The sequence below is a fragment of the Vibrio sp. TRT 2004 genome, assembly GCF_050113735.1.
In the GTDB taxonomy this organism is placed as follows: domain Bacteria; phylum Pseudomonadota; class Gammaproteobacteria; order Enterobacterales; family Vibrionaceae; genus Vibrio.
The window spans coordinates 57,303-83,452 of record NZ_JBNJOH010000011.1; the positions used below are offsets into that span (position 1 = coordinate 57,303).

A 26,150-nucleotide genomic window follows, 5' to 3' on the forward strand; every position below is an offset into this window, starting at 1 on the left:
AACCTCACCTTTGCTTGCTCTCCCTTAGTGCAGATCAATATCTAGCAAGGTTTTGGACAAAACCTTCTTAGAGTTTTTACGTAAATTAACGAATCATGGATTACGTCTGAATCGTAAAATAACCCCTAGTATGTTACATTGGGAAGAGTTCTTTTAATAATAACGCTAACCCTTTTCCTTGATTGTCCGTACTCGTCAAACGATCAGCGGAGTTTTGTACTTTCTCGCTAGCATTTAGCATCGCGACACCACAACCCGCCATAGAAAGCATTGAAACATCGTTGAAATTGTCCCCGATCGCAACAGTTCCATTCATATCAAGCGACATATTTGATGCATAGTCCAGTAGCGCTCGGCCTTTACTGTGTCCTTTAATGGCTAAATCAATTCGGTTGTTTCCTGAAATAGAACCAGAAAAATGAGTGGTGACCAGCTCTTCTTGCAAAAACTGGTTGAAGTTATTCGTGCTGCCTTGAACCACAAACTTCCAAATACATTCCGCTCTTTGCTGTTCTTGAACTAGGTTTTCCACAAAGTAAATATTAGGTCGTTTATCGATGGGATAACTATCAGCCCATTGTTTTAGAGGTAAGATATATGGCATAGGGTCTTGGTCCCAAACCGCCATACCCGAATCAGTGTACATCACTATTTTTAAGTCATAGTCAAAAGTGAGTTGCAGGAACGCATTAGCCAAAGTTGGGGGAATTGGTGTCCCGCTTTCAACCTGCTGATTTAAATAGTTGTATTGATAAACACCGTTGCAACAGATAATCGGCAAGGTAACACCCAATTGGTCATAATAAGGTTTTGCTGCTGTATGGTGGCGACCTGTAACGACCACAATATGATATTTATCTACAATTTTTTGAACATAGTCTCTCACCCAAGGGTTTAAAGTATGATCATTTCTGAGTGCCGTACCATCAAGGTCTAAAGCGAGCAATTGGTAATTCATGCGATATGCCGAGTTTATTATGTGGAAAAGCAAGAAATTTTCTTGCGCGACTAAGTGATTTGCTTTCTATAAAGCTTAGGGCTAACACCAGACTTGCGTTTAAAGACTCGTGAAAAATAGAGGGGATCGGTATAGCCGACAACCCTGCCTATCCTGTTAACCGAATAGTTGGTGGTCACCAAGAGTTGCTTAGCTCGGCTGACTCGTTGATCGTCTCGCCATTGAGTAATCGTCATACCAACTTCATCACGAAATAGGTGACCTAAACGTGAAGCGGATAAACAAGTGAAATCCGCAATGTCTTCTAGAGAGAAACTTTGACTTAAATTTTGTGTCATATAGTTCATCGCCTCAATCACACGTGGGTCGAGAGGTTTATTGACGACATCTGGCTGGATACTTTTACAGCGAATAATCAGTTGTTCAAGAAGGTTGATCGCTAAATCATCGCGATAAGGCATATCGGATTTAGAAATATATTCTATATCGATAAATAGCTTCTCTAGCATTGAAACCGTGCTGCTTTCTATTCCCTTGGTTAGATATACCCCTTTATGCTGTTCGTGCCAGCAAAGCCACTCGTTCCAAAATGCACGTGGACGAAAATAAATCCATCGGTGGAACCAAGAGGCATTGTCTTCTTTGCGATGATAAAAGTGAGTCGTACTCGGTGGAAAGAGCAGTAAGTCACCCGCTTTTACATCGAAAGCCTCATCACCATGGAAAATAGTACCCTCTCCTTGGCTGGTGAGGTTAATAATGAAACCTTTCATACCATTTGGTCGATCAATGACAAAATCTAGCTCATCTCCTTCAATAATAGGAGTGAGGCCAGCCACAAGGTGAGCGTCAAAGTTATACCCGGGCTTTAATGGATCATTGTTTTGCATGCGTTATCTACATTGAGGTTTATGTCAGTTTATTCTGGCTACAATAAAGTGTCACCGTGATTCCTCACAGTTTATCCAGAATAATCCACTGTTTAGCAGAAAACGCTTCTCTGAAAAAATCGGTCTTCTCCGTTTTGGATAGAAAGTCACTCGGCAGACCGTCTCTTCTATGTTGCCAAGGGAAGTGAGGTTTAGGGGTTGCTTCCTTATCAATAGGGCGCGGTAGATGTTGGATTTCGTGGCGGATATCTAAACGTGTAGGTACGCTATTGCGCGCTAGGTATTCAATCACCAGTGCATCGCCCGAAAAATGGTAATTCATGTTAATCGACAACGTTTCTGAATGTTGCACCTGACACCACTGCTCTAGCCGATCCGTTTTGTGACGAAACTTCCAGTTAGCTTCCGATACAGAAATCAGGTTTCCGTTATTCATAACCTCAATAACACCAACATAATGAGTTTCACCATCGTATTGAAGTTCAAAACTCGTGGGGTGCGCACTGGCGAGCTTAAGTACCCAGCATGATTTATCCAATTGATAAATTGGAGTAGTAACTACATCTGTATCATTCACAAGTAGGCTCCAAAGTGCTCCCCTCAGGGAGCACGTTCATTGGGTACATTAACAACGGTAGTAAACCCCGTTGTTACGAAGGTCTTGTTTAAATTGACGTAGGTTGGTGTTGTTATCAATAACAACCATTTCAATACCCAGGATCTCTGCGTAGTCAGCAAGCATTGGCAATGTTACCGCTTGGCTATATACCGAGTGGTGTGCTGCGCCAGCATGAATCCAAGCTGCCGCCGCGATATTTAGATTCGGTTGTGGTTCCCACAGAGCATGTGCGACTGGTAGGTGCGGCAGTGATTGTGGTGGCGTTACTGTATCTAATAAGTTCACCACCATTCTGAAGCGGTCACCAAGGTCAATGATGGAGACATTGAGTGCTTCGCCAGACGCGCCGCTAAAAATCAATCGTGGAATATCACAACGGCAACCGATAGTATGACGGTGGATTTCCAGTTTTGGTTTTGCAGCAGCAATCGACGGACAAACCTCTAACATGTGCGCGCCAAGTACCTGGCCTTTACCTCCAAAGTTATAGGTGTAGTCTTCCATGAAAGACGTACCGCCTTCTTTACCTTGCGCCATGACCTTCATAATATGAGTCATCGCTGCGGTTTTCCAGTCGCCTTCGCCACCATAACCAAAGCCTTTGCTCATCAAGCGCTGTGTTGCTAAGCCCGGAAGATTTGTGATGCCAGTTAGGTTTTCAAATGTGTTTGTGAAAGCAGTTGCTCCGACTGACGTCAAGAACGACTCCATACCGAGTTCTAAGCGCGCCTCTTGCACCATTAGTTTTTTCAGCTCAGCATCGCTGAATAGCTCTGGAGACATTTCGTATGTTGAGGCGTATTCATCCAACAGGCTGTTTACGTCAGCTTCAGAAACTGAATTCACCACATCGCTCAACTCGCCGAGTCCGTAGGCATTGACTTCGTAACCAAACTGAATCTGCGCAGAAACTTTGTTGCCTTCTGTGACCGCTACTTGACGCATGTTGTCACCAAAGCGTGCGACCTTCAGTTGTTGACCCGCGTTCACACCGATTGCAGCACGGCACCAATCATCAACGTCTTTATGCACTTGCTCGTCTTGCCAGTGACCTACGACGACTTTACGTTCAATGTTAAGACGCGTGCCGATGAAACCAAACTCACGACAACCGTGCGCACTTTGGTTTAGGTTCATGAAATTCATATCGATTTCATCCCACGGCAGTGCTGCGTTGAATTGGGTGTGAAGGTGTAAAAATGGTTTGTTGAGCTGTGTTAGGCCAGCAATCCACATTTTTGCTGGAGAGAACGTATGCATCCACAACATCAAACCGACACAGTCAGGGTCGTTATTGGCTGCACGGCATACCGCTAGGATTTCGTCAGGTGTTTTTACCGTCCCTTTATTTGCGATAGAAACCGAGATGCTTTCAGCCGCATTAAGTCCAGCAACAATTTCTTCGCTGTTGTTGGCAACACTTTCTAGTACTTTGGGGCCGTAAAGGTGCTGAGAGCCTGTTACAAACCATACTTGTTTTTCATTGAAAGCTTTCATCTTGTGTCCTTATTTTTTGGTTTGACCGTAGTAGGCGTTGGCGCCGTGCTTACGTAAATAGTGTTTATCGAGAAGAGCTGGATTTATTGTGCTGACGTTAGCGTTGATTTGCAGGGTTTGCAGTGCCATACCTGCAACAACCTCAACCACAACTGCGTTGTGAACCGCCTGATGGGGATCTTTGCCCCAAGTGAACGGCGCATGCTCTTTAACAAGAATCCCAGGTGACGCCATGACATCAGAATCACCGATGGTTTCGACAATGACCTTGCCAGTATTGAGCTCATAATCCGTCGCAATCTCTTCATCACTTAATGCGCGTGCACATGCAATTGGTCCGTAGAAATAATCTGCATGCGTTGTACCTAGAGCTGGAATAGCTTTACCTGCCTGAGCCCACGCTGTTGCTTGTGGTGAATGGGTATGGACGATGCCACCGATTTCTGGGTACTGACGATAAAGCTCCAGATGTGTAGTGGTATCGGACGATGGATTAAGATCGCCTTCGACAATTTGCCCTTGCAAGTCAACAACCACCATATTTTCTGCACAGAGATCGCTGTATTCCACCCCGCTTGGTTTGATGACTACGAGCCCAGATTCGCGATCAATCCCTGAGACATTCCCCCAAGTGAAGGTCACGAGGTTATGGCGTTCCAAATCGAGATTGGCTTGCCATACTTGATGACGAAGTGCTTTGAGCCTGTCAGATAGTGACGACACTTCATTCAAAATGCTTTGTTCAGGCATCTTTTCGCTCCTGCTTTTGATGGAATTCCGCAATTTGCTCCATATGTTGACCAAATTGGCGATAAGTATCGTAGCGCTGCGCGCGCAGTTCTTGAACGCCTGGATTTGGTTGGTATGTTTGACGGACAGGGCTTGCCATGACGGCTTGCGCTGCATTGGTATCTTGGTAAACACCAGCGGCAACCGCGGCAAATATCGCTGCACCGAGAGCACAACACTGATCAGATTCGACAACGATGATCTCGCGACCAATCACATCAGCACACATTTGCATTACGTAAGGTGATTTTTGGGCGATGCCGCCAATAGCAATGACGCGCTCTACGTTGACATCTTGATCGATGAAACAATCAACGATAGCTTTAGCGCCGTGTGCGGTAGATTCAACTAAGGCTGAGAAAATCGCGGGTGAAGCACTGCCAAGGTTTAAGTCGCAAATTGCACCTTTTAGGCGTTGATTGGCGTAAGGCGTTCTTCGTCCATTGAGCCAGTCCATGGCCACTGGTGTGTATTGATCGATCCCTTGCTGTGCAGCGGCATCTGACAACATTGGCAGTAGCTCAGAAGCAATTTCGTCTGCTGTTTTAGCGAAGTCTGGATGTTTCTCCGCATAAGCTTGCAATGGCCACATCAGGACATTTTTGAACCACGCATACATGTCACCAAAAGCAGATTGACCAGCTTCTAGAGCGAGCAGGTTAGGCATTGCACTGCCTTCTACTTGGCCGCAGATGCCGTGAATTGTGCGGTCGCCCACTTGGTCAGCGTCAACCATGAGAATGTCACAGGTTGAAGTGCCGATAACTTTCACTAAATCATTGGCACCTGCACCCGCACCAACGGCGCCCATGTGACAGTCAAATTCACCAATCGCAATGGCGATACCTTCTGGCAGCCCTAATTTTTCTGCCCAGCCTTGAGACAGGTAACCAGCAGCTTGATCCGAAGTAAACACTTCGGTAAACATGCGTTCACGCATGCCATCCAAAGTTGGTGAAATTGCACTTAAAAACTCTTGGTCTGGCAAACCACTCCAGCTGTCGTGCCACATTGCCTTGTGTCCTGCCGCACAAATGCCGCGCCGCAGTTTTTCTGGATGCTGAGTTTCTGCCAAAGTTGCTGGAATCCAGTCACAGAGTTCAACCCAACTATAAGCTCGTTCGGCGACTTTATCGTCCTGTTCGCTTACCCATGCAGCTTTTGCCCAGAACCACTCAGATGAATAAATTCCACCGATGTAGCGTGTGTAATCGGTAAACTGGCCTGAATGTGCAAGCTCGTTAATCAGATCCGCTTTGGTCACTGATGTGTGGTCTTTCCACAGCACAAACATCGCATTTGGATTGTTTTCGAATTCGGGTAATAGCGCGAGAATGGTACCGTTCTCATCAACTGGAGCTGGTGTTGACCCAGTTGTGTCAACGCCGATACCAACAACTGAAGCCGCAATTGATGCTGGAACCGTGGTTAGCACTTCTTGAATTGCGCTAGTCATTGCATCTAAATAATCTTGCGGGTGATGTCGGAACTGCGATTGAGCTGGCTGGCAGTAAAGCCCTTTCATCCATCTGGGGTAGTAAACGACAGAAGAGGAAACTTCTTGGCCTGTTACTGCATTTACGATAAGAGCACGTACGGAATCCGATCCGAAATCCAAACCAATTACATGCTGCTGTGTGTTCAATGTATCCATGACAACTCCAACGTTTGGTCAGCAAATTAAATCTACATAAAGTTATAGCTAGAGCTTGCCATTTATCCCATAAAGAACACCGCTATATTAATGGACAAAAACGTCGAGCGTGATGTTTTGTGGTACTTGCATCAAATTATTGAAGGTGTTTACTTTTTGCTCAAAAAAGATAAATTTTAACGTTTGCCACGCTCTAATCGTGATTTATTCTCATAATGGAGAATAATTGGGAACTGTGTCATATCCTCTGTGGCTATATGAATGGACAAAATTGCTACATTTTTTTGCTGTGATTCTCGTCACTAATAATCTTGTCTGAATGCTCAAATATGTATAGCGAACACTCACCTCTACCAGTGGATGGATAACAATGAAACTAAAAAAACTACTCACAATTGCAGCTCTATCTGGCATGACAATGCTCAGCGCGTCTGCTAACGCATTTTTCGGCTCAGATGATGGAATGAGACTTGGCTACCTAGTTAAACAACCTGAAGAACCTTGGTTCCAAACCGAATGGTCGTTTGCAGAAAAAGCCGGTAAGGATCTCGGCTTTGAAGTGGTTAAGATGGCAGTGCCTGATGGCGAAAAAACCCTAAACGCTATAGATACGCTAGCAGCGCAAGGGGCGAAAGGTTTCGTGATCTGTACTCCAGATCCGAAATTAGGTCCTGCGATTATGGCAAAAGCAAAAAGCTATGATCTGAAAGTGGTTACCGTGGATGACCAATTCCTTAACGCGAAAGGCGAGCCGATGACAAATGTCCCTCTTGTCATGATGGCGGCTACCGCAATCGGCGAACGCCAAGGTAACGAACTATACAAAGAGATGCAGAAACGTAACTGGGATGCTTCTACAACAGGTGTCATGGCAATTACAGCCGATGAGCTTGATACAGCACGTCGCCGTGTAGATGGTTCTATTTCTGCCCTAAAAGCTGCTGGTTTCCCTGAAGGGCAAATCTATCGTGTACCAACCAAAACCAATGACATTCCTGGTGCATTGGATGCAGCAAACTCACTGCTGGTTCAATACCCAGATGTCAAGCAATGGCTTGTGGTTGGCATGAACGATAACACCGTGCTTGGCGGCATCCGCGCGACGGAAGGTCAAGGCTTTGGTGCTGACAATGTCATCGGTATCGGTATCAACGGCGTAGATGCAGTGAACGAACTGGCAAAATCTCAACCAACAGGTTTTTATGGTTCATTACTACCTAGCCCGGACGTTCATGGCTACAAGAGTATCGAATCGCTTTACAAGTGGGTTAAAGAAGACGTTGAGCCAGAGAAGTTTGTTGAGGTTACTGACGTTGTTCTTATTACACGTGAAAACTTCAAAGACGAACTAGCTAAAAAAGGGCTATAAGCTCAACTTGGGTGACGGCTGCTTTGGCCGTCGCCAACTGATTTAACGGAGAGAATGTCATGGCGAAGTCCCCCTCTTACCTAGAGTTTCGAAATATCTCGAAGCACTTTCCAGGTGTTAAAGCCTTGAACAACGTTAGCTTTCGCGCGGATGCGGGGAGTGTTCACGCTTTAATGGGTGAAAACGGTGCTGGTAAATCGACTCTACTCAAAACTTTAAGTGGTTTTCACCAGCCTACCGAAGGCCACATCGCTATTGATGGTAAAGAAGTCGCTCTAAACTCCACCAATGATGCTCTTGATTACGGCATCGCGATTATTTATCAAGAGCTCAACTTAGTACCTGAGCTTACGGTTGCTGAAAATATTTACCTTGGTCAATTACCGACAAAAGGAGGCCGAGTGGATACTGAAACTCTTAATAACAATGCACGTGTTCAGTTAGAGCGTTTAGGTGAAACATTTGACCCTTCTTGCCAACTAAAAGAGCTGTCCATTGGTCAATGGCAAATGGTTGAAATTGCAAAAGCGCTCAGCCGCAATGCACAAATTATTGCTTTTGATGAGCCTACAAGTAGCTTGTCACAGCGTGAAATTCAGAATCTATTCAAGGTAATACGCGAATTGCGAGACTCTGGAAAGATTATCATGTACGTGTCACACCGTATGGAAGAAATTTTCGACTTGTGTGATGCCATCACCATCTTTAAAGATGGTCAACATGTGCAGTCCTTCCACGATATGTCGGAGCTGACTCATGACCGCTTGGTTGAACTGATGGTTGGCCGTGAAATCAACGACATCTATAACTACCGTTCTCGTGAACTAGGTAAAAGTGGCCTGCGTTTGGAAAATTTCGAAGGGCCAGGTCTCACTGCACCAGTTTCTTTGGATATCAAGCAAGGCGAGATACTGGGTCTATTTGGTCTCGTCGGGGCCGGTCGAACTGAACTGACGCGTCTTATTTTTGGTGCTGATAAGAAGACAGCCGGTGACCTTTATTTACATGACGTGAAAATTGGCATTAAAACACCGCAAGATGCGATAAGAGCAGGTATTACTCTTTGTTCTGAAGACCGTAAAGCGGATGGCATCGTTCCTATTATGTCGGTGCAAGAAAACACTAATATCAGCGCTCGTCCTTGGAATTTAAAACTTAAGAGTTTGATTAACTTTGAATGGGAAAATGCAAACGCGGCTAAGCAAAAAGAAGCGCTGAATGTCAAAGCGTCTTCATTGGAGCAACCCATTGGCAAGTTATCTGGCGGTAACCAGCAAAAAGTGATTCTTGGACGTTGGTTATCAACAGCAATGAGCGTTATTTTGTTGGATGAGCCGACTCGTGGTATCGATGTGGGTGCCAAATCTGAGATTTACGAACTGATTTTTAAGCTGGCAGAAAACGGAGTAACCGTACTCGTCGTTTCCAGCGATTTACCGGAAGTGTTGGGCATCTCTGACCGTGTTCTTGTGATGAAAGAAGGTGAGGTCACCGGTGAACTACAACGCGACGAATTTGATGAACAAACAGCGCTTCGTCTGGCAATGCTAGATAAAGAAGAGTCAGCTGCCGCTTAAAACTAAGGAATATCATTATGTCTGTAACAACCTCTACAAAAGTACTAGAAGAAAAGGGCGCTAAGCGTTCATGGAATTTTGCTGGGATTTGGGACCGATTCGGTATGCTGATGGTGTTCGCGGGTCTATTTTTATTGTGTGTGTTTTTCGTACCTTACTTTGCTACTTTCATCAACATGAAAGGTCTTGGCTTAGCCATTTCAATGAGTGGGATGGTAGCGTGTGCAATGCTATTCTGTTTGGCATGTGGCGATCTTGACTTATCCGTTGCTTCCATCATAGCTTGCTCTGGTGTTGTCACTGCCGTTGCAATCAATGCCACTGGCAGTGTTGTTCTTGGTGTGGGTGCTGGACTGTTGTCTGGAGTTGCTTTTGGTTTGCTTAATGGCTTTGTGATTGCCAAACTGCAAATTAACGCCTTGATAACCACTCTGGCGACAATGCAAATTGCACGTGGTCTCGGCTACATTATCTCTGATGGTAAAGCCGTCGGTATCACAGAAGAGAGCTTTTTCACTTTAGGTAACTCTTCATTCATTGGTATTCCAACGCCAGTCTGGTTGACCATCATTACTTTTGCAGTATTTGCTTTCTTACTCAACCGCACGGTTTACGGTCGCAATACGTTGGCAGTTGGTGGCAACGAAGAGGCTGCGCGTCTAGCCGGTGTCAATGTGGTTAAAACCAAGATGATCATTTTCACAGTATCTGGCTTCATCTCTGCTCTTGCTGGTGTGATCTTAGCTGCGCGTATGACCAGCGGACAGCCAATGACATCGGTAGGTTTTGAGCTGGTGGTTATCTCTGCTTGTGTTTTGGGTGGCGTTTCACTCAAAGGTGGTATCGGTAAAGTCTCTTACGTTATTGCGGGTGTACTTATTCTGGGAACGGTAGAAAATGCGATGAACTTACTGAATATGTCACCATTTTCTCAATACGTTGTTCGCGGTATAATATTGTTAGTGGCGGTTATATTCGACCGTTACAAACAGAGCAGTCGAGCGTAGCTTTCGAAAAACTTATCAATAACTATCTCCAATGAACAACCATGACCTTTTTAAAGGTTTGTCTAGAGTCAGGCTATTGTTTTTCTATGTCTGTTAATAGCCACTATGCGCATAGTGCAGGATTAGTAAAACTTGGTCAAAGAACAGCTATCTGAAATGTTACATGCGAAAGCTTTAAGGCACTTTGAAGTTAGCAAAGTGCCGACTGTAACAAACCTGGAAAGAATGTATGGTACTCCCGTTTTTTCAAGTGAAAAATCCAAATACCAGATTTATCAACACACAATCTTCATCATCACTTAATACCGCCATAGAATATCCCTCGCAATAAGTTCAACAAGTTATAAACGATGCAAGAAGAAGCTATAGAACAAAGTGAAAATACAGCGTCTCCGGTTGAGAGCGCATTGGTGTCGTGACTACAACGTTGTAAAGATGCTCGTGATGGTCATTATAAGAGAGCAGAGAAGCTCTTCGATTTGTCGCAACTCCTTGGCTACGTGCTCATCTATTCAACTATATTTGTTACAGCTTTTTCGTTTTTCACCCACAACCCTGAACAAGTTTTGTTTTGGTGCATTACTAAACAACACATTGTCATTTTCATTGGGTGTATCGCAGCGGTAATCTCAGGAATAGTGAGCCAAGCTAGATTCGGAGAAAGGGCTGAAATGCATCGTTCATCAGGAGCTCGCTACGCTAACTTGGCTCGGGATATCGAAGAGCTACAACTCAAACAAAAGATGGGGCTACTGCAGAACAGTGAGCTGTCTACTCACATTAACTCAGTTATTAAAGAGTGGAATAACCTGTCAGAAGATTCGTTGTTGACTCCACACAACCCAACTCGAACAAACCAATATGGTCACGTTTTGGTAACGTTATTTTTCATCATAATGTTTTTCTCCGTGGCAGCCTGACACTGATTACAGTGCATTATATTTCGCCAAACTTGCACACAGAACGCAAACATCGACAGATGATATTGAAGTGATCATCAGCGATATGAACCAAGGAACATTTAGGGCCGTAGACTCAATGAATAAGAGCAAACAAAGTGCATACAGTACTATGACGCTTTCAAAAGATGCAGAACAAGCACTACTTTCTATATCAGAGTCAATGTCACTAATTAATGAGAGAAATCATTCTATTGCAACAGCATCCGAGGAGCAATCATTGGTAGCAAAAGAAGTTGATAGAAACTTAATTAGCATTCGCGATTTATCTATGCAAACAGCTGCATCTAGCAATCAAACCAACTCATCAAGTCAAGAGCTATCTAAGCTAGCTATTGCGTTAAATGCCTTGATAGCTGACTTTAAAGTATAGCGCTACAAGGCCAAGTAGAATCATACACACAATTCAAATTGTTATATCGTTGGTAAAATACGGTCTCAAACGGTGATTTTTACACAAAAAGTCTCTTCCATTCTGTGAGAGACTTTTTAAATTTAACCCTTACTCTAGTTCGGCATGTTGCGGGCTTAGTTGAAGATACTAAGGTCGACATTAAGAGGCCTTGTTGCATAATTCAGCGAGAGGCCAAACCGTCTAACGAGGCAGCTCAGAACAAAGTAAGTTTTCAACGATCTTAGCTTTAGAAAAGCGAGGAATTCCTACTAGGTCTTTAAATTAAGAATTTATTACGCAAAATTTGAGAGCTATTAAGAACAGTCAAATAATAATCAACTTTATTTGGTTAACCGTCCTCTAATCTAATCACTAGTCATGACTTTCGTTTAAACGGCAGAAAATTACATATCACTTCCCCACTAGACCTATGTCTTACTTTTGCACAATCTATGGAGCTTGTACTCTTATCGTATATACAATTGAACGATGACTCCGCTATATAGCATCCTTTTCACACCTGTTTTTAGGTCAGATTGAAAGTGATGATGACATTTTAAACGTAGCGTTTGCCCTTAATAAATCAAGCTTCAACCATATCGCTGAGACAGCACAGTTACGGATTTATCTTTTTGATGGTGCCGATAGCTATTCCAAAACGGATAGTGCCTTTTCATTAGACGACTTGATAAATCACGTTCTGCCTAATCGAATTTCATAAAATCGTGAACTTTTCTCTTTGTTGTTCTTTTCCCAGATTGAACTATGCCAGCGTTTGCAAGCTGGCTTTACTTAGTAACTTACCTGTTTCACTTATAGACTTCAACAAGACCAGCGCCATCTTTGGCTTGGCACACGTAGATGGATTCTTTTAAGCCTGTAGCCGCTTGGTATTTCGCTGCAATGGTCACTTTCACCTCATCAACCAGTGCGGGAGGAACCAGTGCCACGACGCAGCCACCAAAGCCACCGCCGGTCATGCGCACACCGCCTTGGTCACCAATCACCTCTTTGACTATCTCCACCAACGTATCGATCTCTTTTACCGTGATTTCGAAATCATCGCGCATTGAGGCATGAGACTCGGCCATCAGCTCGCCAATACGCTTCATGTCATGTGCTCGTAGCGCTTGCGCCGCTTCCACAGTACGATCGTTTTCTGTGATGACGTGACGGGCACGTTTTGCCACCATTTCATCCAACTCAGCCTCTTTCTCGTTGAACTGCTCAATCGTCACATCGCGCAGTGCTTTCACACCGAAAATACGCGCTGCTTCTTCACATTGCTGACGGCGCGAGTTGTATTCACTATCGACCAACCCCCGTTTTTTGTTCGAGTTGATGATCACGACGGCCATCTCTTCGGGCATAGAAACCGATTCCGTTTCTAGGCTACGGCAGTCCAATAGCATCGCGTGATTTTCACGCCCTTCTGCTGAAATCATTTGATCCATGATGCCACAATTACAACCGACGAATTCGTTCTCGGCTTGCTGACCGTTTAAGGCGATTTCCGCTTGGCTTATCTCAAGATTGAACAGCACTTTGAACGTCTGGCCGATCACCACTTCCAACGCCGCCGATGAGCTCAAACCCGCACCTTGAGGCACGTTACCGCTGACTGAAATATCCGCTCCCGTGAACGAGTAACCGCGAGCAAGAAGGCACTTCACCACACCGCGAATGTAGTTCGCCCACATTTTGTCTTGCTGGAAAGTAATGGCTTGCGTGATATCGAATTCGTCCACTGCATTACCGTTATCGACCGAGACCACACGCACGATATTGTCTTCGCGCTTTGCGGCTGCAACCACGGTTTGGTAGTTAATGGCACATGGCAATACAAAACCATCGTTGTAATCGGTGTGCTCACCAATCAGGTTCACACGACCAGGCGCTTGGATGATGTGGCTTGGCGCGTAACCCAGCACTTGTTCAAAAGCGGTTTTCACATTTTGGATAAGTTCAGACATAGAGACGTTCTCTTAAAACATTAATTTGATGTGGAACAGCGCGTTGAGCCTAACTTTCTATCGGTAACGTCGCGCTATCCCGTTATTCGGAATCAGTCCAATTTAAAGACTTAGCATTCTTTGTAGTGGACATCACTCACATCACGCAGACGCTGCGCCGCTTGCTCTGCGGTGAGATCGCGTTGGTTTTCTGCCAGCATCTCGTAGCCCACCATGAACTTGCGAATTGTCGCACTGCGCAGCAGTGGCGGATAGAAAAGTGCATGCAGCTGCCAGTGGTCGATGTCGGTGCCTTGGTCAAAAAACGGCGCGTAGTGCCAGCCCATTGAGTATGGGAATGAGCACTGGAATAAGTTGTCGTAACGGCTGGTCAGGTTCTTAATCGCTAGCGCTAAATCGTCTCGTTGCGCATCGCTGAGTTCGCTCATACGGCGAACGTGCGTTTTCGGCAGCAACATGGTTTCAAATGGCCACGCCGCCCAGTAAGGCACAACAGCCAACCAGTGTTCGGTTTCGACCACGATGCGTGAACCATCTTTTAGTTCCGCTTGCACGTAATCCACCAGCAAGTTGTTACCATGTTCTTGGTAGTACGCTTTTAGGTTGTGCTCTTTACGCTCAATTTCATTTGGTAAGAAGCTGTTCGCCCAGATTTGACCGTGCGGGTGCGGCTGAGAACAGCCCATGGTTTCGCCTTTGTTCTCGAACGCTTGAACCCAAACGTATTCCTTGCCGAGCTCTTCAATTTGTTCGTTCCAGGTCTCAATCACGCCGCGGATTTTTTCCACTGGCAGCTCAGGTAAGGTTTTGCTGTGATCTGGCGAGAAGCAAATCACTCGGCTCAAACCACGCACACCTTGGGTTTTGAATAGCGGATTATCTGACTCTGGCGCATCCGGTGAGTCCACCATCAAAGCAGCAAAATCATTCTTAAACACGTAGGTGCCTTGGTAATCTGGATTGACATCGCCAGAGATACGTTCGTTGGTTGGACAAAGGAAACACTTCTCATCATAACTTGGCAGTTCATCAATGGCTGGCTTCTCATCTGCGCCGCTCCAAGGACGTTTTGCACGATGAGGGGAAACCAAAACCCACTGCCCCGTGAGTGGATTAAAACGACGGTGTGGGTGATCTACAGGGTTAAACTCAACATTCGACATATGACTTACTCAACTCTTCAAAATTCTTCAAACTCAGCTTCCCAAAACCGTGAGAAGCGCGGATGACAACGCGGCGATTTCAATTACTCCGGGGAATAGCCATTGGGGTTGTTTGACTGCCAGTTCCACGTATCAGCGGTCATTTCAGCCACCGTGCGTGTTGCCTTCCAGCCAAGTTCACGCTCGGCTTTTTCTGTGCTCGCCCAGCATTCGGCAATGTCACCAGGGCGACGCGGGCACAGCTCGTAAGGGACTGGCTTACCGCAAGCGGCCGCGAACGCATCAACCATTTCAAGTACGCTCGAACCTTTACCTGTGCCTAAGTTGTAAATGTGCAAACCCGATGTTTCCCCCACCGATTTCAATGCGGCGATGTGGCCATCGGCCAGATCCATCACATGGATGTAATCGCGTACGCCAGTGCCGTCAGGGGTTGGATAGTCGTTGCCAAATACCGAGAGTTTTTCACGGCGACCCACGGCCACTTGAGCGATAAACGGCATCAGGTTATTGGGAATGCCTTGTGGATCTTCCCCCATGCTGCCTGAAGGGTGCGCACCAACCGGGTTGAAGTAACGCAATAAGGTGATGCTCCAGTCATTTTCCGCGTGGAACAGATCGCTTAAACACTGCTCCACCATGTATTTGCTGCGACCGTATGGGTTGGTGGTTGCGCCGGTTGGTGAATCTTCGGTAATCGGCACAACTTGTGGGTCACCGTAAACCGTTGCCGATGAACTGAAGACAATGCTTTTCACGCCGGCTTTGCGCATGCTGCGCGCCAGTACCAACGAGCCATTGACGTTGTTGTCGTAATACTCGAGTGGTTTTTCCACCGATTCGCCAACCGCTTTGAGGCCAGCAAAGTGGATCACTGCTTGAATATCATGCTTGGTGAACACGGAGTCCAAAAAGGTTTCGTCACGAATATCACCTTGGTAGAAGGTTGGTTGCTTACCCGTGAGCGCTTCAATGCGGGTTAAGACGTCTACCTTCGCGTTGCATAAGTTGTCGACGATGACCGGTTCCATACCGGCTGCCATCATCTGCACACATGTATGGCTACCGATGTAACCCATACCGCCTGTAATAAGAACTACCACTGCTGGATCTCCTAAACTGAGTTTAAATTATTGGGTTGCTTACTTAAACTTTGAAAATTGACACATCTTTTGTTAAAGCCATTGAGACTTGGCTAATATCTCCATGAACACGCGCAATCGAACTTGCGCTATCAGTAATATCTTCACTGAGATCATTAGTTAATTGTATTTCAGCATCCAACTTGTCCATTTTCGAAGATTGGTCGATAGCGGCTATAGAAACACTTGAACTGATCATGCTGATTTGATCTACAGCTTTTTCCACCATCTGAATTTGACCAATAATCTCTAAAGTACTGTTGCGATTTAACTCACTATTTTTCAAAACCTTTGACATTTGACGTACTATTTGGCTTGACGAATCAGAGAATTGGTCTAGAAATTCATTTATTTCTATAGTGCTACTTCTTGTCCTAGAAGCTAATATCCTTACCTCTTCTGCCACTACAGCAAACCCTTTTCCTGACTCACCAGCACGAGCCGCTTCAATGGATGCATTTAATGCAAGAAGATCAGTCTGATCGGCTATTTTTTGTATGGTATTCAAGATACTACTAATACCTTTAGTGACGGTATCCATAACATCTATTGAAGTAGAAATTTTCTCAGTATCCTCACTTAAAGTAATTACGATATTTTCTACAAAACTTCCTTATCTGGCCGCTTCACGCACCTGATTGCTCACCTTATCAGCAAGTTCCATTGACTGATTTATTTGTTTTTGGACATCTAAAGAGGATTGACGAATATTGTCAATAGCTTCCAAAAGTTTTTTACTTTGAGCATTATAGCTTGCAACGGTTGATACATTCCTTCCTATATGCAGGTCTAGTTCCTCTCTCGCATAATTCAACAAAAAATTAGACTTTGAAATGTTAACAAATAAAAACTGAAGATTATCAATAAAGGCATTTACTGATTTAGAAATATCCCCAATCTCATCTGTTCGATTGAGTTTTATCCTTTGCGTTAAATCTGCATCACTACCCGCTAAGTTTTCAACTAATACCTTTAACTTCGACAACGGGCTCAATTGAATATTCAGTATTAATAAACTAACAACCAACATCACAAATGCACAAAACGACATATATTTCGTAATATCTTTGTTTATACCACCTATAGTGCTATCGATATAACTGTAATCAATATAAGAACGTAAATACCATCTCGAATTAGCAACAGTGATTGTATCAGTTTTCTTTAAGTCTAAATTTTCTCTTTCTATGGAATAAATAGAGTTGTTCTGCTCATCAATCAGCTCAAAATAAACACCTGGAATACTATATCGTTTAATTAAACCTTCAATTAAACTAAGATCGATAGTAAAAAAGTCGATAACTCCGTTTTTCTTCTTAGATACAATAATTTTTGCTTGACCACTTTCAGAAAAAATTTGAGTGATTTTTATTCCATCTTCATGATCACGAGCTAAATTTATAAAATACTGAGACTGCTCCTTGCTCAAACTCCCTTTATCACTTAGTGCAGTTTTATTAATTAACTTAACAACCTGTTCATAGCCAAGTTTTTTTTGGGTGTCACGGATACCTATTATACCAAAATCTAGACTTTCTATAACTGAGATGTCTCTCTCAATTGATTGCTTAATTTCACTACTAATTAAATTTACATTACTAATCATACGACTGTCGTATGATTTATTAATGTAGTCACCAATTACAAACTTAACACTAAAAAAAGCTGCAATAATGGTTATCAACAAAGAAACAATAAACAGAGCTATAATCTTATTTTTTAGCGAAAATGGTTTCATAAAAATCCAAAATAAAAGATTATCAAACATACAACATAGTTCTAATCGGAATGTTCATTGGCATAAACAATCAGTCATAGAAAGACAGGCAAAATAAAAGCCAGGAAATAGGTCAGGAATTTGCTTCCTGACCTGTAGAAAAATTTAATTCATTGCTTTTGACTTACCACCAAGCTTCAACTTGAACACCATAGTTAATGGTGTCAGCGCTCTTCCCATTATCGAAGGAATTATCGTTTTCATTATCTTTGAAGTAACTAGCAAAGAATCGAATTTCTGGACGAGCGAAGAAGGACTCTCCCGTTGAGATAGCGTGTGAAATAGTGAATTTTGTGCCACTAAACTTATCTTCAGAGCCTGAATCCCACGTTTTTTCTTGGTCAAAGTAGCCGACCTCTAGCATAGTCTTGTTGTATGGAGACCAGTTGTAAGTTGGACGAGCTACAAAGGAGAACAACTCTTCCTTATCTAACCAGTCGCCATGGTCTTGCGCTTGACCGTATGTCAACACATGATTGATCTTGAAATTGTCAGTGACGTTTAAGTCACCAGTACTAATGAAGCGATAGCCTTCTGCTTCACTTACATCGCCACTCCAGATGTCATACCAGCCACCACCTTGTGAGATAGCGTTCTGTGCAAGTCCTTTGTCCATATATTGGAGTACAAACTTGTTATACCCCAATGCGAAACTCTGGCTAAGTTCAGCAGTTAACATTAAACCGTTATCGAAATTTTCAGCGGCGTCTTCTTGCTCATCCGTTGGATTAACCATTGCATAATCAACACCGAATTCAGTCCAAGAACCTTCCCATGGGCTAAAGCCTGCGTAACGTAAATCTAAGAAGTAAGTATTCAGATCTCCATAACTCGTTTTGTTACCAGTATCATCCCACTCGGCCAACTCATTATCAGCTCGGATAACCGCTGCTGAAATCGCGCCGGTATTTAACTTGATGTTTTCGATACCCACACCGTAGCCAGAAACATTCCAATATTTGGTATCAATAATATGAATATCATGGCGTTGATAAAAACGTTTCCCAGCCCAAATCACAGATTCTGGAGATGCTGGAATATAACCTTTAGCTTGAATATTTAACTGTTTAATCGCAAAGTTAGCACTGTCTTTTTGACTCGACTCTGTTTCGAGGTTGCCGTCTGAAGACATTTCGAACATACTTTCAAAGTACATTGAACGACCATCTGCATTAAATAACTCTTGGCCTAATCCAATTTCCGAATAAGTATCAAACTCATTACCCAAGCGACCCAATGTCGTTTTATAAAACTCATCTCCTCCTTTGGTACCGCCTCCATCAGCACTGGCTCCCAAACCAGCACGTACGTAACCGTAGAAATCGACTGCTGAAACTTGAGTGGCGAATAAAGAACCTAAAATAGCGACTGTCAATGTTGCTTTTTTCATTTTAATTTCCTTTTGTATTACTTTTGAGTTATTGGCTGGGTAAATATCGCCATATCCTTTGTTTAGGCAATACTTACCCGTAAGATGAATTTCATCTTATTTTTAAATATTGTTATTCATTGCCCGCCTAAATAATCAGGCGGGATAGCTATTTATAATTTCTGATAACGATGACTTGATAGGGTTGAAGTTTAATATTCTCCTGAATATCGTCACCTGTACTTGCATTTATCCAATTCCCGTGCGGAACTTTCAAATCTCGCGGATCATTCAAAAAGTTCATAATGAACAAATAGCGAGACTGTTCATCTTCACGAGTTGTCACTGACACCCCGTAAGGCACGTTTTCAATTGGCTTGCGGATTCCATGTAAATTAGCAAGAGAGATGTAAAATAACTCGTTAAACTCTGTCTCTGTACGTGCAGCGATGTAATAAGCACAACCTTTACCAAGCTGGTTCTTAGTAATGACCGGACAAGCATCAAATAGATCCTCACGGTAATAAGCCAGAGCGTCTGCCGTCTCTAAATGAATATGTTCCATTAAGTGCTTGGCCTTAAATTCACCACTGAAGCCAAAACCAGAGTGCGTTTCCATTTCAAACAATACGCGTTCATGGTCATAGAGTGAGTCAATCTCTTCAGTCCAAATACCCAACGTGCGGCGCAATGGGCTGCCTTCTCCACCAGGGAAACCTCCCAAGAAGCACAGGTCATTCTGATCAACGATGCCACTCCAATAAGTCGCGACTAACGTCCCACCCTGCTCCACAAATGCTTCCAGACGTTCTGCTACGCCAGGTTTTATTAAGTACAGCATAGGTGCAACAATGATCTTGTAAGGAGTAAAATCACATAGCTGCTCTATAATGTCGCAGCTAATACCTTGCTGCCAAAAACCTCGATAATGGTCACACACGGTTTGCTCGTAGTGCATGCCTTCATTGCGAGGACCTGAAGCATCATCCATTGCCCAACGGTTTTCCCAATCAAAAATGATCGCCACTTCGGCCTGCGTGTTCGTTCCCGCCACATCATTAATTTGTTTAAGATACTCACCAACGGCTGTCACTTCTCGACCAGTGCGAGTATTTGCATGACCAACGTGGTCGATCACCGCACCATGGAACTTCTCTACAGAGCCGCGGCTTTTTCGCCACTGGAAGTACTGAACAGAATCAGAGCCATGAGCGACTGCTTGCAATGAGGAAAGCAGATGGACACCGTCTTTTTTGAGCTTAGTGATTGGCTGCCAGTTAGTTTGGCTTGGGGTTGATTCCATGAGTAAAAATGGCTGGTTTTTCAGTGTGCGCATCAAATCATGGTACATCCCGGTATAGCAAGCGAGCGCAACTTCATCGCCGTCACGGTGCCAAAGCGGATAGCTGTCCCAAGAAACAACATCAATTGACTTTGCCAATTCCCAATAGTTGTAGTCGTAAAAGTACTCCATGAAGTTTGCCGTCGTAGGCAGATCAGGATTAATCGACTTGAGCGGTGCAATCTCGTGCTCACAGAAGTTCGAGACGCGGTCAGTACAGAATCGTTTCCAATCTAACTTCAGTGCGTGAACGGAGTTCTCACCAACGGGAGATGGTGATTCAATTTGTTCCCAACTGGTGTAAGTATGACTCCAGAACGCACTCCACCACAGCTTATTAAGATTGTATAGGGAGCCGTATTTGTTTTTCAGCCACAAACGAAACTCTTCTTGGCAGTAATTACAGTGACAATCGCCGCCATATTCGTTTGAAACGTGCCAGCCTATCACCGCAGGATGTTGACTGTAACGTTCAGCCAATTTAGCGTTCATGATGCTCACTTTCTCACGGTAATTCGGTGAGCTGTAACAATGGTTATGACGTTCTCCATGCAGTTGTTTAATACGTGCGCTGTTGACTCGAAGGACGTCAGGGTATCGTTCAGACAACCAGGCAGGACGCGCGCCACTCGGTGTCGCCAGGAATACAGAAATCCCATTGTCTGCCAAGTTATCCAGTACGTTATCGAGCCATTCAAACTGAAACTCACCTTCAACAGGCTCAAGAGCAGACCAACTGAAGATACCGACAGACATAACGTTACAATTCGTCTGCTTCATCAGTTCAATATCTTTCGCTAAAATATCAGGTCTGTCTAACCATTGCTCAGGGTTGTAATCTGCTCCATGGAGCAAGCCTTTTATCTTTGGAATGATGTGTTTTTTATTGTTCATTATTGACCTTTAAATACTTTCAATGACGGTAGTGCGTTACCTTCAAAATCAAACAGTGCTTGGTTCTCCCATGAATTGCCCATGTCCCATTTGTCCCCGCTATAGTCCATGCCAGCGCCTGTTGACCAGGTTGCCCCATCGATTGGTAACCATGCGGGTTCCCAGTAATAAATCCCTAAACCTAGTTCGTTAGGCAGTTCATTCAACAGCGTCATGATGTCAGCCAGGTATTGCGCCTGGCCCTCAATTGACACACTGTAGCCCTCAATCGGCCCCGCCTCGGAGTAGCTATTACCTAACGAATCACCATTCTCAGTGGTAAACGGGAAAGACGTTTCGACCAAGACAACAGGCTTGTTGTAGCGACTGATGACGTCATTCATATTGGCTTTTACTTTATCAATTGGGCCGTGCCACCACGGGTAGTAAGACATACCAATCACATCAAAATCGACACCACGCTGGGTGATTTCATCAAACCACCAACGGAAAAGACCGTTATCACCGGCTTCAGCGAGGTGCAACATGATTTGAATGTCTTTACCACTGTCGTTGTCGTGAACCGCTTGGATGCCGGTTTTTAAAAGCAGTGACAGGCGGTCGAACTCCTTACCATCTTGACCCCAACTCTTACCCTCCGGCCAAAGCATGCCACCATTCAGTTCGTTACCAACTTGAACCATGTCTGGCACGACACCCGCAGCTTGGTGTGCTTTCATCACCTCTGCTGTATAGTCGTAGACTTTCTGTGTTAGGTTCTCAAACGTAAGTTGCTCCCACTCTTTTGGCTTTTGTTGCTTTTTAGGGTCAGCCCAAAAGTCGCTGTAATGGATATCAAGCAGGAATGACATACCGTTTTCTTGTGCGCGTTTACCAAGCTCAATGGAACGCTCTAACGTGTTATTACCGCCACCAAATACATCACCAGTGGCTGACATTGGGTCTACCCACAAACGTGCGCGAATAGAATTAACTCCACTATCTTTTAATATTTTAATCAGATCTTTTTCATTGCCAACTTGGTAATATTTCCCACCCAATTTTTCTATTTCAGGCAACATGGAGATATCCATACCACGAATAAAATCAGCTCTCAGTGTTGGAGCAGTTATAACAGGAGCAGTTATAACAGTATTATCCACATCAGCATTAATATCAGAGCTGTTATTATTTGAAGTATTTACAGATTGACAGCCAGCCAAAGCCACTGCCGCACTAATAAGTGCAACCTTAAATTTTGTATTCATATTTTTCTCTCTAGTATTAGCCTTTTGTACTACCTGCTGTTAAGCCAGATACAAAGTATTTTTGTAGTGATAGATAAAGAAGCGCTACAGGTATTGAAATAAGCACAGCACCCGCTGCATATGTGGTATAACTCGCCCCCATTTTTTCTACGACCAAATTATATAAACCGATAGGTAACGTATAATTTTCAGGTGTTCTTAGAATAGTTGTAGCGAGAATAAAATCGCCTAGAGGACCCGTGAAAGAGAATAAGGCTACTACTGCAATAATTGGTTTTGAAATAGGCAGTATGATTTCCAAAAAAATACGGATATTACTCGCACCATCCATTTTTGCTGATTCATCCAGGTCTTTCGGTATCGCGTCCAAGTAACCTTTCATTAAATACGTGTTCATCGGGATCATGCCACCAACATAAACCAGTACTAATGCAAGATGGCTATTAATCAATCCCAACATCTGAGCTAAGACAAATATCGCAATTAGGGCGGAGAATTGCGGGATCATCTGCAACAGAAGGAACAGCATTAAGCCATTTTTTCTGCCCTTAAAACGAAATCGTGAGAACGCATATGACGTACATGACACGCTGATAAGTGTGAGAACCATCGTCAAAAAACTTATTTTCAGGCTGTTCCAGAACCAGGTCAGGTAAGCTACTTTGTCGTTCGCAAACAACGTTGCGTAATGACTTAACGTCGGGTTATCCGGGAAAATGGACTCACCCATGATACTGTTGCCTGGATAAAATGACGCGCCAACTGTCCACACTAGCGGGTATATTATAATCACTGAAACTAGTAGAATCAGACCGTAGCTCAATGTCAATCGGATGCGATTACTTCGTTTAATACTCATCTTGTTATCTCGCTTCTTCTTTGAATGAGTTGGTCATGCGGAATTGCCACAAGGCAATGCCCACCACAAAAATCGATAGTAATAAGGTGATTGCAGATGCGATACCGTATTGCGATGAAGACATCGTCAATTTGTAAATCCATGACACTAGAATGTCGGTACCACCAGCATTACTGCCAATCACCGCTGGGCCACCATTGTTAAAGAGATAAATAATATTGAAGTTATTGAAATTAAAAGTGTACTGAGTTATCAGAATAGGCGCGATTGAATACAGCACCAACGGTAAAGTGATCGTTCTTAACTGCTGGAATTTACTCGCACCATCCATCGTCGCAGCTTCATAAAGATCATTAGGGATCGCCTGTAGAACCCCCGTTGTCATGGCGAATACAAATGGAAAACCTAACCAAGTTTGGATCATGATTAACGCAACTTTTGTCCAGAACGGATCAGTCAACCAAGCTTTTGGCTCAATGCCAAAGAAGTCGAGAATCACGTTGTTGATGACACCAAAGCTGTCGTTAAACATCCCAGTAAAAATAAGGATGGTGACAAAGCCAGGTACCGCCCAAGGAAGAATAAAAATAGTACGGATAAGAGGCTTAAATTTAAGGTCTTTTTGGTTCACCAGAATCGCCAACAGAACCCCGACCGTGCATTGCAATGTTGATGCTACTAATGTCCAAACGATTGTCCACTGCAACACATCGATAAAGGTGTTACGCCATAAGTTAATTTGGAAAATGTTGAAAAAGTTCTTCAGCCCAACCCAGTCCACAAGTTTCGCAGGCGGTGAGTTGTAAAGGTTGTAGTTGGTAAAGCCAATAGCAAAACCAAAGATGATCGGAAACACAACAACAAAGACTAAAAGAATAAAACCCGGACTTATCATCAGATACGGGAAGCCAGCGTTGATGACATTGCGATACTGAACACGCAGTGAGTTCAGTGGACGGCCTTCATCCAGTAGTTTACCGTTTTTGTAGGCGTCATTAATGCTGAGCACATAAATCGCTAAACCAAATACCACCACTAGCGAAGCAATAATACCTTCTGCGAGTAGGAAAACTGAGTTGTCCTCTGGTAGGTTTTCGCCAAGTGTGACAAGCCCCCACATACCGTGGGAAATAAAATCACGAGTTACTGCATAAAAACTTGTTAGCAAGATGAAGAACATCATGCCTTTTACAAACTGTCGATTATAAAACTGGCCAAAGCCAGGAATTACTGAAAATAAAGAGGCAGTAAACCGTTGGGATCGATACAGCCCCGAGTTATGCTCAAAATGTTCACTCATGTCAGACATCACTTACAACTCCATTTCGGAAAACTTCTGGCGTCTGTCAGCCCCAGCCCAAGATGGTTATATAGGGCCGACAATTGCTTTCGCCAGAACAATATCTTTAAATTATTGGCCCATCATTGCGTGGTTAGCTTCTATTTGCATATTGATGCTGTCTACTGCAGAGTCGAGTGCACTTTTCGCATCTTGTTTATTCGTTGCAATCAACTGAAGTGCGCTGTTCGCAGGGCCCCACACTTCGTTCATTTCAGGAATGGAAGGCATAGACGTAGCGTGAATGGATTGCATCGCCACAGCACTTGCACCTGGGTCATTCTTGATAACAGGATCGTCTACCAATTTTGTCACTGCCGGAACCTCACCTGTGAGTTCAAATCGACGCTTAGCGTTGTCATAATTATTGACGAACGTAATAAACTCTTGTGCTAATTGTTTGTTTTTCGAGAAAGTGGAAATACTGTAACTCTTAACCCCCATAAATGACCCCATTTGCTCACCAGATGGCAATTTTGGAAGTGGGGCTACACCATAGTTGATCCCTGCTTCTTTGTAAGGCTGGAGCGCCCAAGGACCAGTTTGAACAATCGCTGCTTTGCCCGACGTGAATAGTGAATCGATAGCATTAAGCCCGTTATTACCAATGATGCCTGTAGGGAATACTTTAGAGTCATAGAACTTCTGAATGAATTTCGCGCCTTCTACTGCCCCTGGAGTATTCAATAATATTTTATTAGGATCATACGAACCGTCGTCTTTTTTAGCGAAAACATCACCACCCATACCGTTTAAAATTCCGTAGGTGTAATAAAGCTCATCCCATTTTGCTAGCAAACCGTATTTATTTTCTTCGCGAAACTTCTTAGACAGCTCAAATATTTCGTCCATCGTTTCTGGTAGCTCAGCAATAAGATCTTTGTTGTAAACCATAAATACGGTTTCAACGGATTTTGGCAAGCCGTATAGCACGCCATTGTAAGTCAATGCGTTAATAGAAGATTGACTAAATGTATCGGTAACGGCTTTATCGACCTGAATTGGAGCAAGTAAACCTTGGATAACCGCCCCACCGATCTGATCATGTGGGATCAAGACGACGTCAGGGCCAGTACCTGCTGGGCCATCCATGCGCAGAGATTCGACCTGACCGCCATATGGCATTTCAAGCACATTCACTTTCACATCATGTTTCTTTTCAAACGCTGCGACCGCCTCTTCATTACCCAAAGACTTTTGAATGTCTTCCCAGACTAATAAGGACTGCTGCGCTAACGCCATTGGCGAACAAAATAGAGCGGTAACTGCAAGAGCAGATAGTTTTTTACTAAATTTATTATTATCCATAAAGTTTCACGCCTTTTCGTTTTG

Annotated in this window: 21 protein-coding genes and 1 pseudogene; 5 read left to right on the forward strand and 17 right to left on the reverse strand. The window is 43.9% G+C overall.

Going from position 1 to position 26,150, the window contains the following annotated elements; genetic code table 11:
- Positions 1-133: 133 nt before the first annotated feature.
- From ACQEXR_RS06910 to ACQEXR_RS06935, 6 genes are all read right to left on the reverse strand, one after another.
- Positions 134-958, reverse strand: coding sequence for a Cof-type HAD-IIB family hydrolase (locus ACQEXR_RS06910; protein WP_176703871.1), 825 nt, complete (start codon positions 956-958; stop codon positions 134-136).
- A 50-nt stretch (positions 959-1,008) separates the two neighbouring features.
- The gene (araC, locus tag ACQEXR_RS06915) at positions 1,009-1,848 is read right to left on the reverse strand and encodes an arabinose operon transcriptional regulator AraC (protein WP_176703870.1); all 840 of its coding nucleotides are present in this window, start codon (positions 1,846-1,848) and stop codon (positions 1,009-1,011) included.
- 64 nt (positions 1,849-1,912) lie between these two features.
- Positions 1,913-2,425: a hypothetical protein gene (locus tag ACQEXR_RS06920; RefSeq protein WP_176703869.1), complete on the reverse strand. Its 513-nt coding sequence runs from the start codon at positions 2,423-2,425 to the stop codon at positions 1,913-1,915.
- 48 nt (positions 2,426-2,473) lie between these two features.
- Positions 2,474-3,964 carry an L-arabinose isomerase gene (gene araA, locus ACQEXR_RS06925; protein ID WP_176703868.1) on the reverse strand — a complete coding sequence of 497 codons (1,491 nt, stop codon included), beginning with the start codon at positions 3,962-3,964 and terminating at the stop codon, positions 2,474-2,476.
- Between the two features lie 9 nt (positions 3,965-3,973).
- The gene (locus ACQEXR_RS06930) at positions 3,974-4,714 is read right to left on the reverse strand and encodes an L-ribulose-5-phosphate 4-epimerase (RefSeq protein WP_176703867.1); all 741 of its coding nucleotides are present in this window, start codon (positions 4,712-4,714) and stop codon (positions 3,974-3,976) included.
- A complete protein-coding gene (locus tag ACQEXR_RS06935; protein ID WP_176703866.1) occupies positions 4,707-6,407 on the reverse strand; it encodes a ribulokinase in 1,701 nt (566 codons plus the stop codon). Before ACQEXR_RS06935 ends, ACQEXR_RS06930 begins: the two co-directional genes overlap by 8 nt.
- A gap of 370 nt (positions 6,408-6,777) precedes the next feature.
- Between ACQEXR_RS06935 and ACQEXR_RS06940 the strand changes: the two genes are divergently transcribed.
- The 5 genes and pseudogenes from ACQEXR_RS06940 to ACQEXR_RS06960 form a co-directional block, all read left to right on the forward strand.
- Positions 6,778-7,776 carry an arabinose ABC transporter substrate-binding protein gene (locus tag ACQEXR_RS06940; RefSeq protein WP_176703865.1) on the forward strand — a complete coding sequence of 333 codons (999 nt, stop codon included), beginning with the start codon at positions 6,778-6,780 and terminating at the stop codon, positions 7,774-7,776.
- Between the two features lie 59 nt (positions 7,777-7,835).
- Positions 7,836-9,353, forward strand: coding sequence for an L-arabinose ABC transporter ATP-binding protein AraG (gene araG / locus ACQEXR_RS06945; protein ID WP_176703864.1), 1,518 nt, complete (start codon positions 7,836-7,838; stop codon positions 9,351-9,353).
- A 17-nt stretch (positions 9,354-9,370) separates the two neighbouring features.
- Positions 9,371-10,360, forward strand: a complete 990-nt coding sequence (gene araH, locus ACQEXR_RS06950; protein ID WP_264403529.1) for an L-arabinose ABC transporter permease AraH — start codon at positions 9,371-9,373, stop codon at positions 10,358-10,360.
- A 479-nt stretch (positions 10,361-10,839) separates the two neighbouring features.
- The gene (locus ACQEXR_RS06955) at positions 10,840-11,280 is read left to right on the forward strand and encodes an SLATT domain-containing protein (RefSeq protein WP_406708072.1); all 441 of its coding nucleotides are present in this window, start codon (positions 10,840-10,842) and stop codon (positions 11,278-11,280) included.
- Positions 11,281-11,320: 40 nt separating this feature from the next.
- Positions 11,321-11,692 (forward strand): annotated as a pseudogene (locus tag ACQEXR_RS06960) (methyl-accepting chemotaxis protein); the annotation flags it as partial.
- 830 nt (positions 11,693-12,522) lie between these two features.
- Here ACQEXR_RS06960 and galK read toward each other — a convergent pair.
- The 11 genes from galK to ACQEXR_RS07015 all read right to left on the reverse strand — a co-directional run bounded on the left by galK (position 12,523) and on the right by ACQEXR_RS07015 (position 26,126).
- On the reverse strand, positions 12,523-13,686 hold the full coding sequence (galK, locus tag ACQEXR_RS06965) for a galactokinase (RefSeq protein WP_426952038.1): 1,164 nt from the start codon (positions 13,684-13,686) through the stop codon (positions 12,523-12,525).
- Positions 13,687-13,796: 110 nt separating this feature from the next.
- Positions 13,797-14,849: a UDP-glucose--hexose-1-phosphate uridylyltransferase gene (locus ACQEXR_RS06970; protein WP_108653829.1), complete on the reverse strand. Its 1,053-nt coding sequence runs from the start codon at positions 14,847-14,849 to the stop codon at positions 13,797-13,799.
- An 83-nt stretch (positions 14,850-14,932) separates the two neighbouring features.
- Complete coding sequence (galE, locus tag ACQEXR_RS06975) at positions 14,933-15,952, reverse strand: UDP-glucose 4-epimerase GalE (protein ID WP_206624417.1); 1,020 nt, start codon at positions 15,950-15,952, stop codon at positions 14,933-14,935.
- Positions 15,953-15,995: 43 nt separating this feature from the next.
- Positions 15,996-16,532, reverse strand: coding sequence for a methyl-accepting chemotaxis protein (locus ACQEXR_RS06980; RefSeq protein ID WP_427020009.1), 537 nt, complete (start codon positions 16,530-16,532; stop codon positions 15,996-15,998).
- 72 nt (positions 16,533-16,604) lie between these two features.
- Positions 16,605-17,759, reverse strand: a complete 1,155-nt coding sequence (locus ACQEXR_RS06985; protein ID WP_427020010.1) for a HAMP domain-containing protein — start codon at positions 17,757-17,759, stop codon at positions 16,605-16,607.
- A 133-nt stretch (positions 17,760-17,892) separates the two neighbouring features.
- On the reverse strand, positions 17,893-19,158 hold the full coding sequence (locus tag ACQEXR_RS06990) for a maltoporin (protein ID WP_206624419.1): 1,266 nt from the start codon (positions 19,156-19,158) through the stop codon (positions 17,893-17,895).
- Positions 19,159-19,306: 148 nt separating this feature from the next.
- Positions 19,307-21,373 (reverse strand): beta-galactosidase, encoded by a 2,067-nt coding sequence (locus ACQEXR_RS06995; RefSeq protein WP_025789578.1) that lies wholly within the window; start codon positions 21,371-21,373, stop codon positions 19,307-19,309.
- Positions 21,373-22,620 carry a glycoside hydrolase family 53 protein gene (locus ACQEXR_RS07000; protein ID WP_025789579.1) on the reverse strand — a complete coding sequence of 416 codons (1,248 nt, stop codon included), beginning with the start codon at positions 22,618-22,620 and terminating at the stop codon, positions 21,373-21,375. Before ACQEXR_RS07000 ends, ACQEXR_RS06995 begins: the two co-directional genes overlap by 1 nt.
- A gap of 16 nt (positions 22,621-22,636) precedes the next feature.
- Entirely contained in the window at positions 22,637-23,350 is a 714-nt protein-coding gene (locus ACQEXR_RS07005; protein ID WP_269465938.1) for a sugar ABC transporter permease, read from the reverse strand.
- 133 nt (positions 23,351-23,483) lie between these two features.
- Complete coding sequence (locus ACQEXR_RS07010; protein ID WP_426952035.1) at positions 23,484-24,788, reverse strand: ABC transporter permease subunit; 1,305 nt, start codon at positions 24,786-24,788, stop codon at positions 23,484-23,486.
- Positions 24,789-24,890: 102 nt separating this feature from the next.
- Positions 24,891-26,126, reverse strand: a complete 1,236-nt coding sequence (locus ACQEXR_RS07015; RefSeq protein ID WP_426952033.1) for an extracellular solute-binding protein — start codon at positions 26,124-26,126, stop codon at positions 24,891-24,893.
- Between the last annotated feature and the right edge of the window lie 24 nt (positions 26,127-26,150).

Coding starts and splice junctions, on each gene's coding strand:
- ACQEXR_RS06910 (WP_176703871.1), bottom strand. CDS start 958: ATGAATTACCAATTGCTCGCTTTAGACCTTGATGGTACGGCACTCAGA.
- araC (WP_176703870.1), bottom strand. CDS start 1,848: ATGCAAAACAATGATCCATTAAAGCCCGGGTATAACTTTGACGCTCAC.
- araA (WP_176703868.1), bottom strand. CDS start 3,964: ATGAAAGCTTTCAATGAAAAACAAGTATGGTTTGTAACAGGCTCTCAG.
- ACQEXR_RS06930 (WP_176703867.1), bottom strand. CDS start 4,714: ATGCCTGAACAAAGCATTTTGAATGAAGTGTCGTCACTATCTGACAGG.
- ACQEXR_RS06935 (WP_176703866.1), bottom strand. CDS start 6,407: ATGGATACATTGAACACACAGCAGCATGTAATTGGTTTGGATTTCGGA.
- ACQEXR_RS06940 (WP_176703865.1), top strand. CDS start 6,778: ATGAAACTAAAAAAACTACTCACAATTGCAGCTCTATCTGGCATGACA.
- araG (WP_176703864.1), top strand. CDS start 7,836: ATGGCGAAGTCCCCCTCTTACCTAGAGTTTCGAAATATCTCGAAGCAC.
- araH (WP_264403529.1), top strand. CDS start 9,371: ATGTCTGTAACAACCTCTACAAAAGTACTAGAAGAAAAGGGCGCTAAG.
- galK (WP_426952038.1), bottom strand. CDS start 13,686: ATGTCTGAACTTATCCAAAATGTGAAAACCGCTTTTGAACAAGTGCTG.
- ACQEXR_RS06970 (WP_108653829.1), bottom strand. CDS start 14,849: ATGTCGAATGTTGAGTTTAACCCTGTAGATCACCCACACCGTCGTTTT.
- ACQEXR_RS06980 (WP_427020009.1), bottom strand. CDS start 16,532: ATGGATACCGTCACTAAAGGTATTAGTAGTATCTTGAATACCATACAA.
- ACQEXR_RS06985 (WP_427020010.1), bottom strand. CDS start 17,759: ATGTTTGATAATCTTTTATTTTGGATTTTTATGAAACCATTTTCGCTA.
- ACQEXR_RS06990 (WP_206624419.1), bottom strand. CDS start 19,158: ATGAAAAAAGCAACATTGACAGTCGCTATTTTAGGTTCTTTATTCGCC.
- ACQEXR_RS06995 (WP_025789578.1), bottom strand. CDS start 21,373: ATGAACAATAAAAAACACATCATTCCAAAGATAAAAGGCTTGCTCCAT.
- ACQEXR_RS07000 (WP_025789579.1), bottom strand. CDS start 22,620: ATGAATACAAAATTTAAGGTTGCACTTATTAGTGCGGCAGTGGCTTTG.
- ACQEXR_RS07005 (WP_269465938.1), bottom strand. CDS start 23,350: ATGGGTGAGTCCATTTTCCCGGATAACCCGACGTTAAGTCATTACGCA.
- ACQEXR_RS07010 (WP_426952035.1), bottom strand. CDS start 24,788: ATGTCTGACATGAGTGAACATTTTGAGCATAACTCGGGGCTGTATCGA.
- ACQEXR_RS07015 (WP_426952033.1), bottom strand. CDS start 26,126: ATGGATAATAATAAATTTAGTAAAAAACTATCTGCTCTTGCAGTTACC.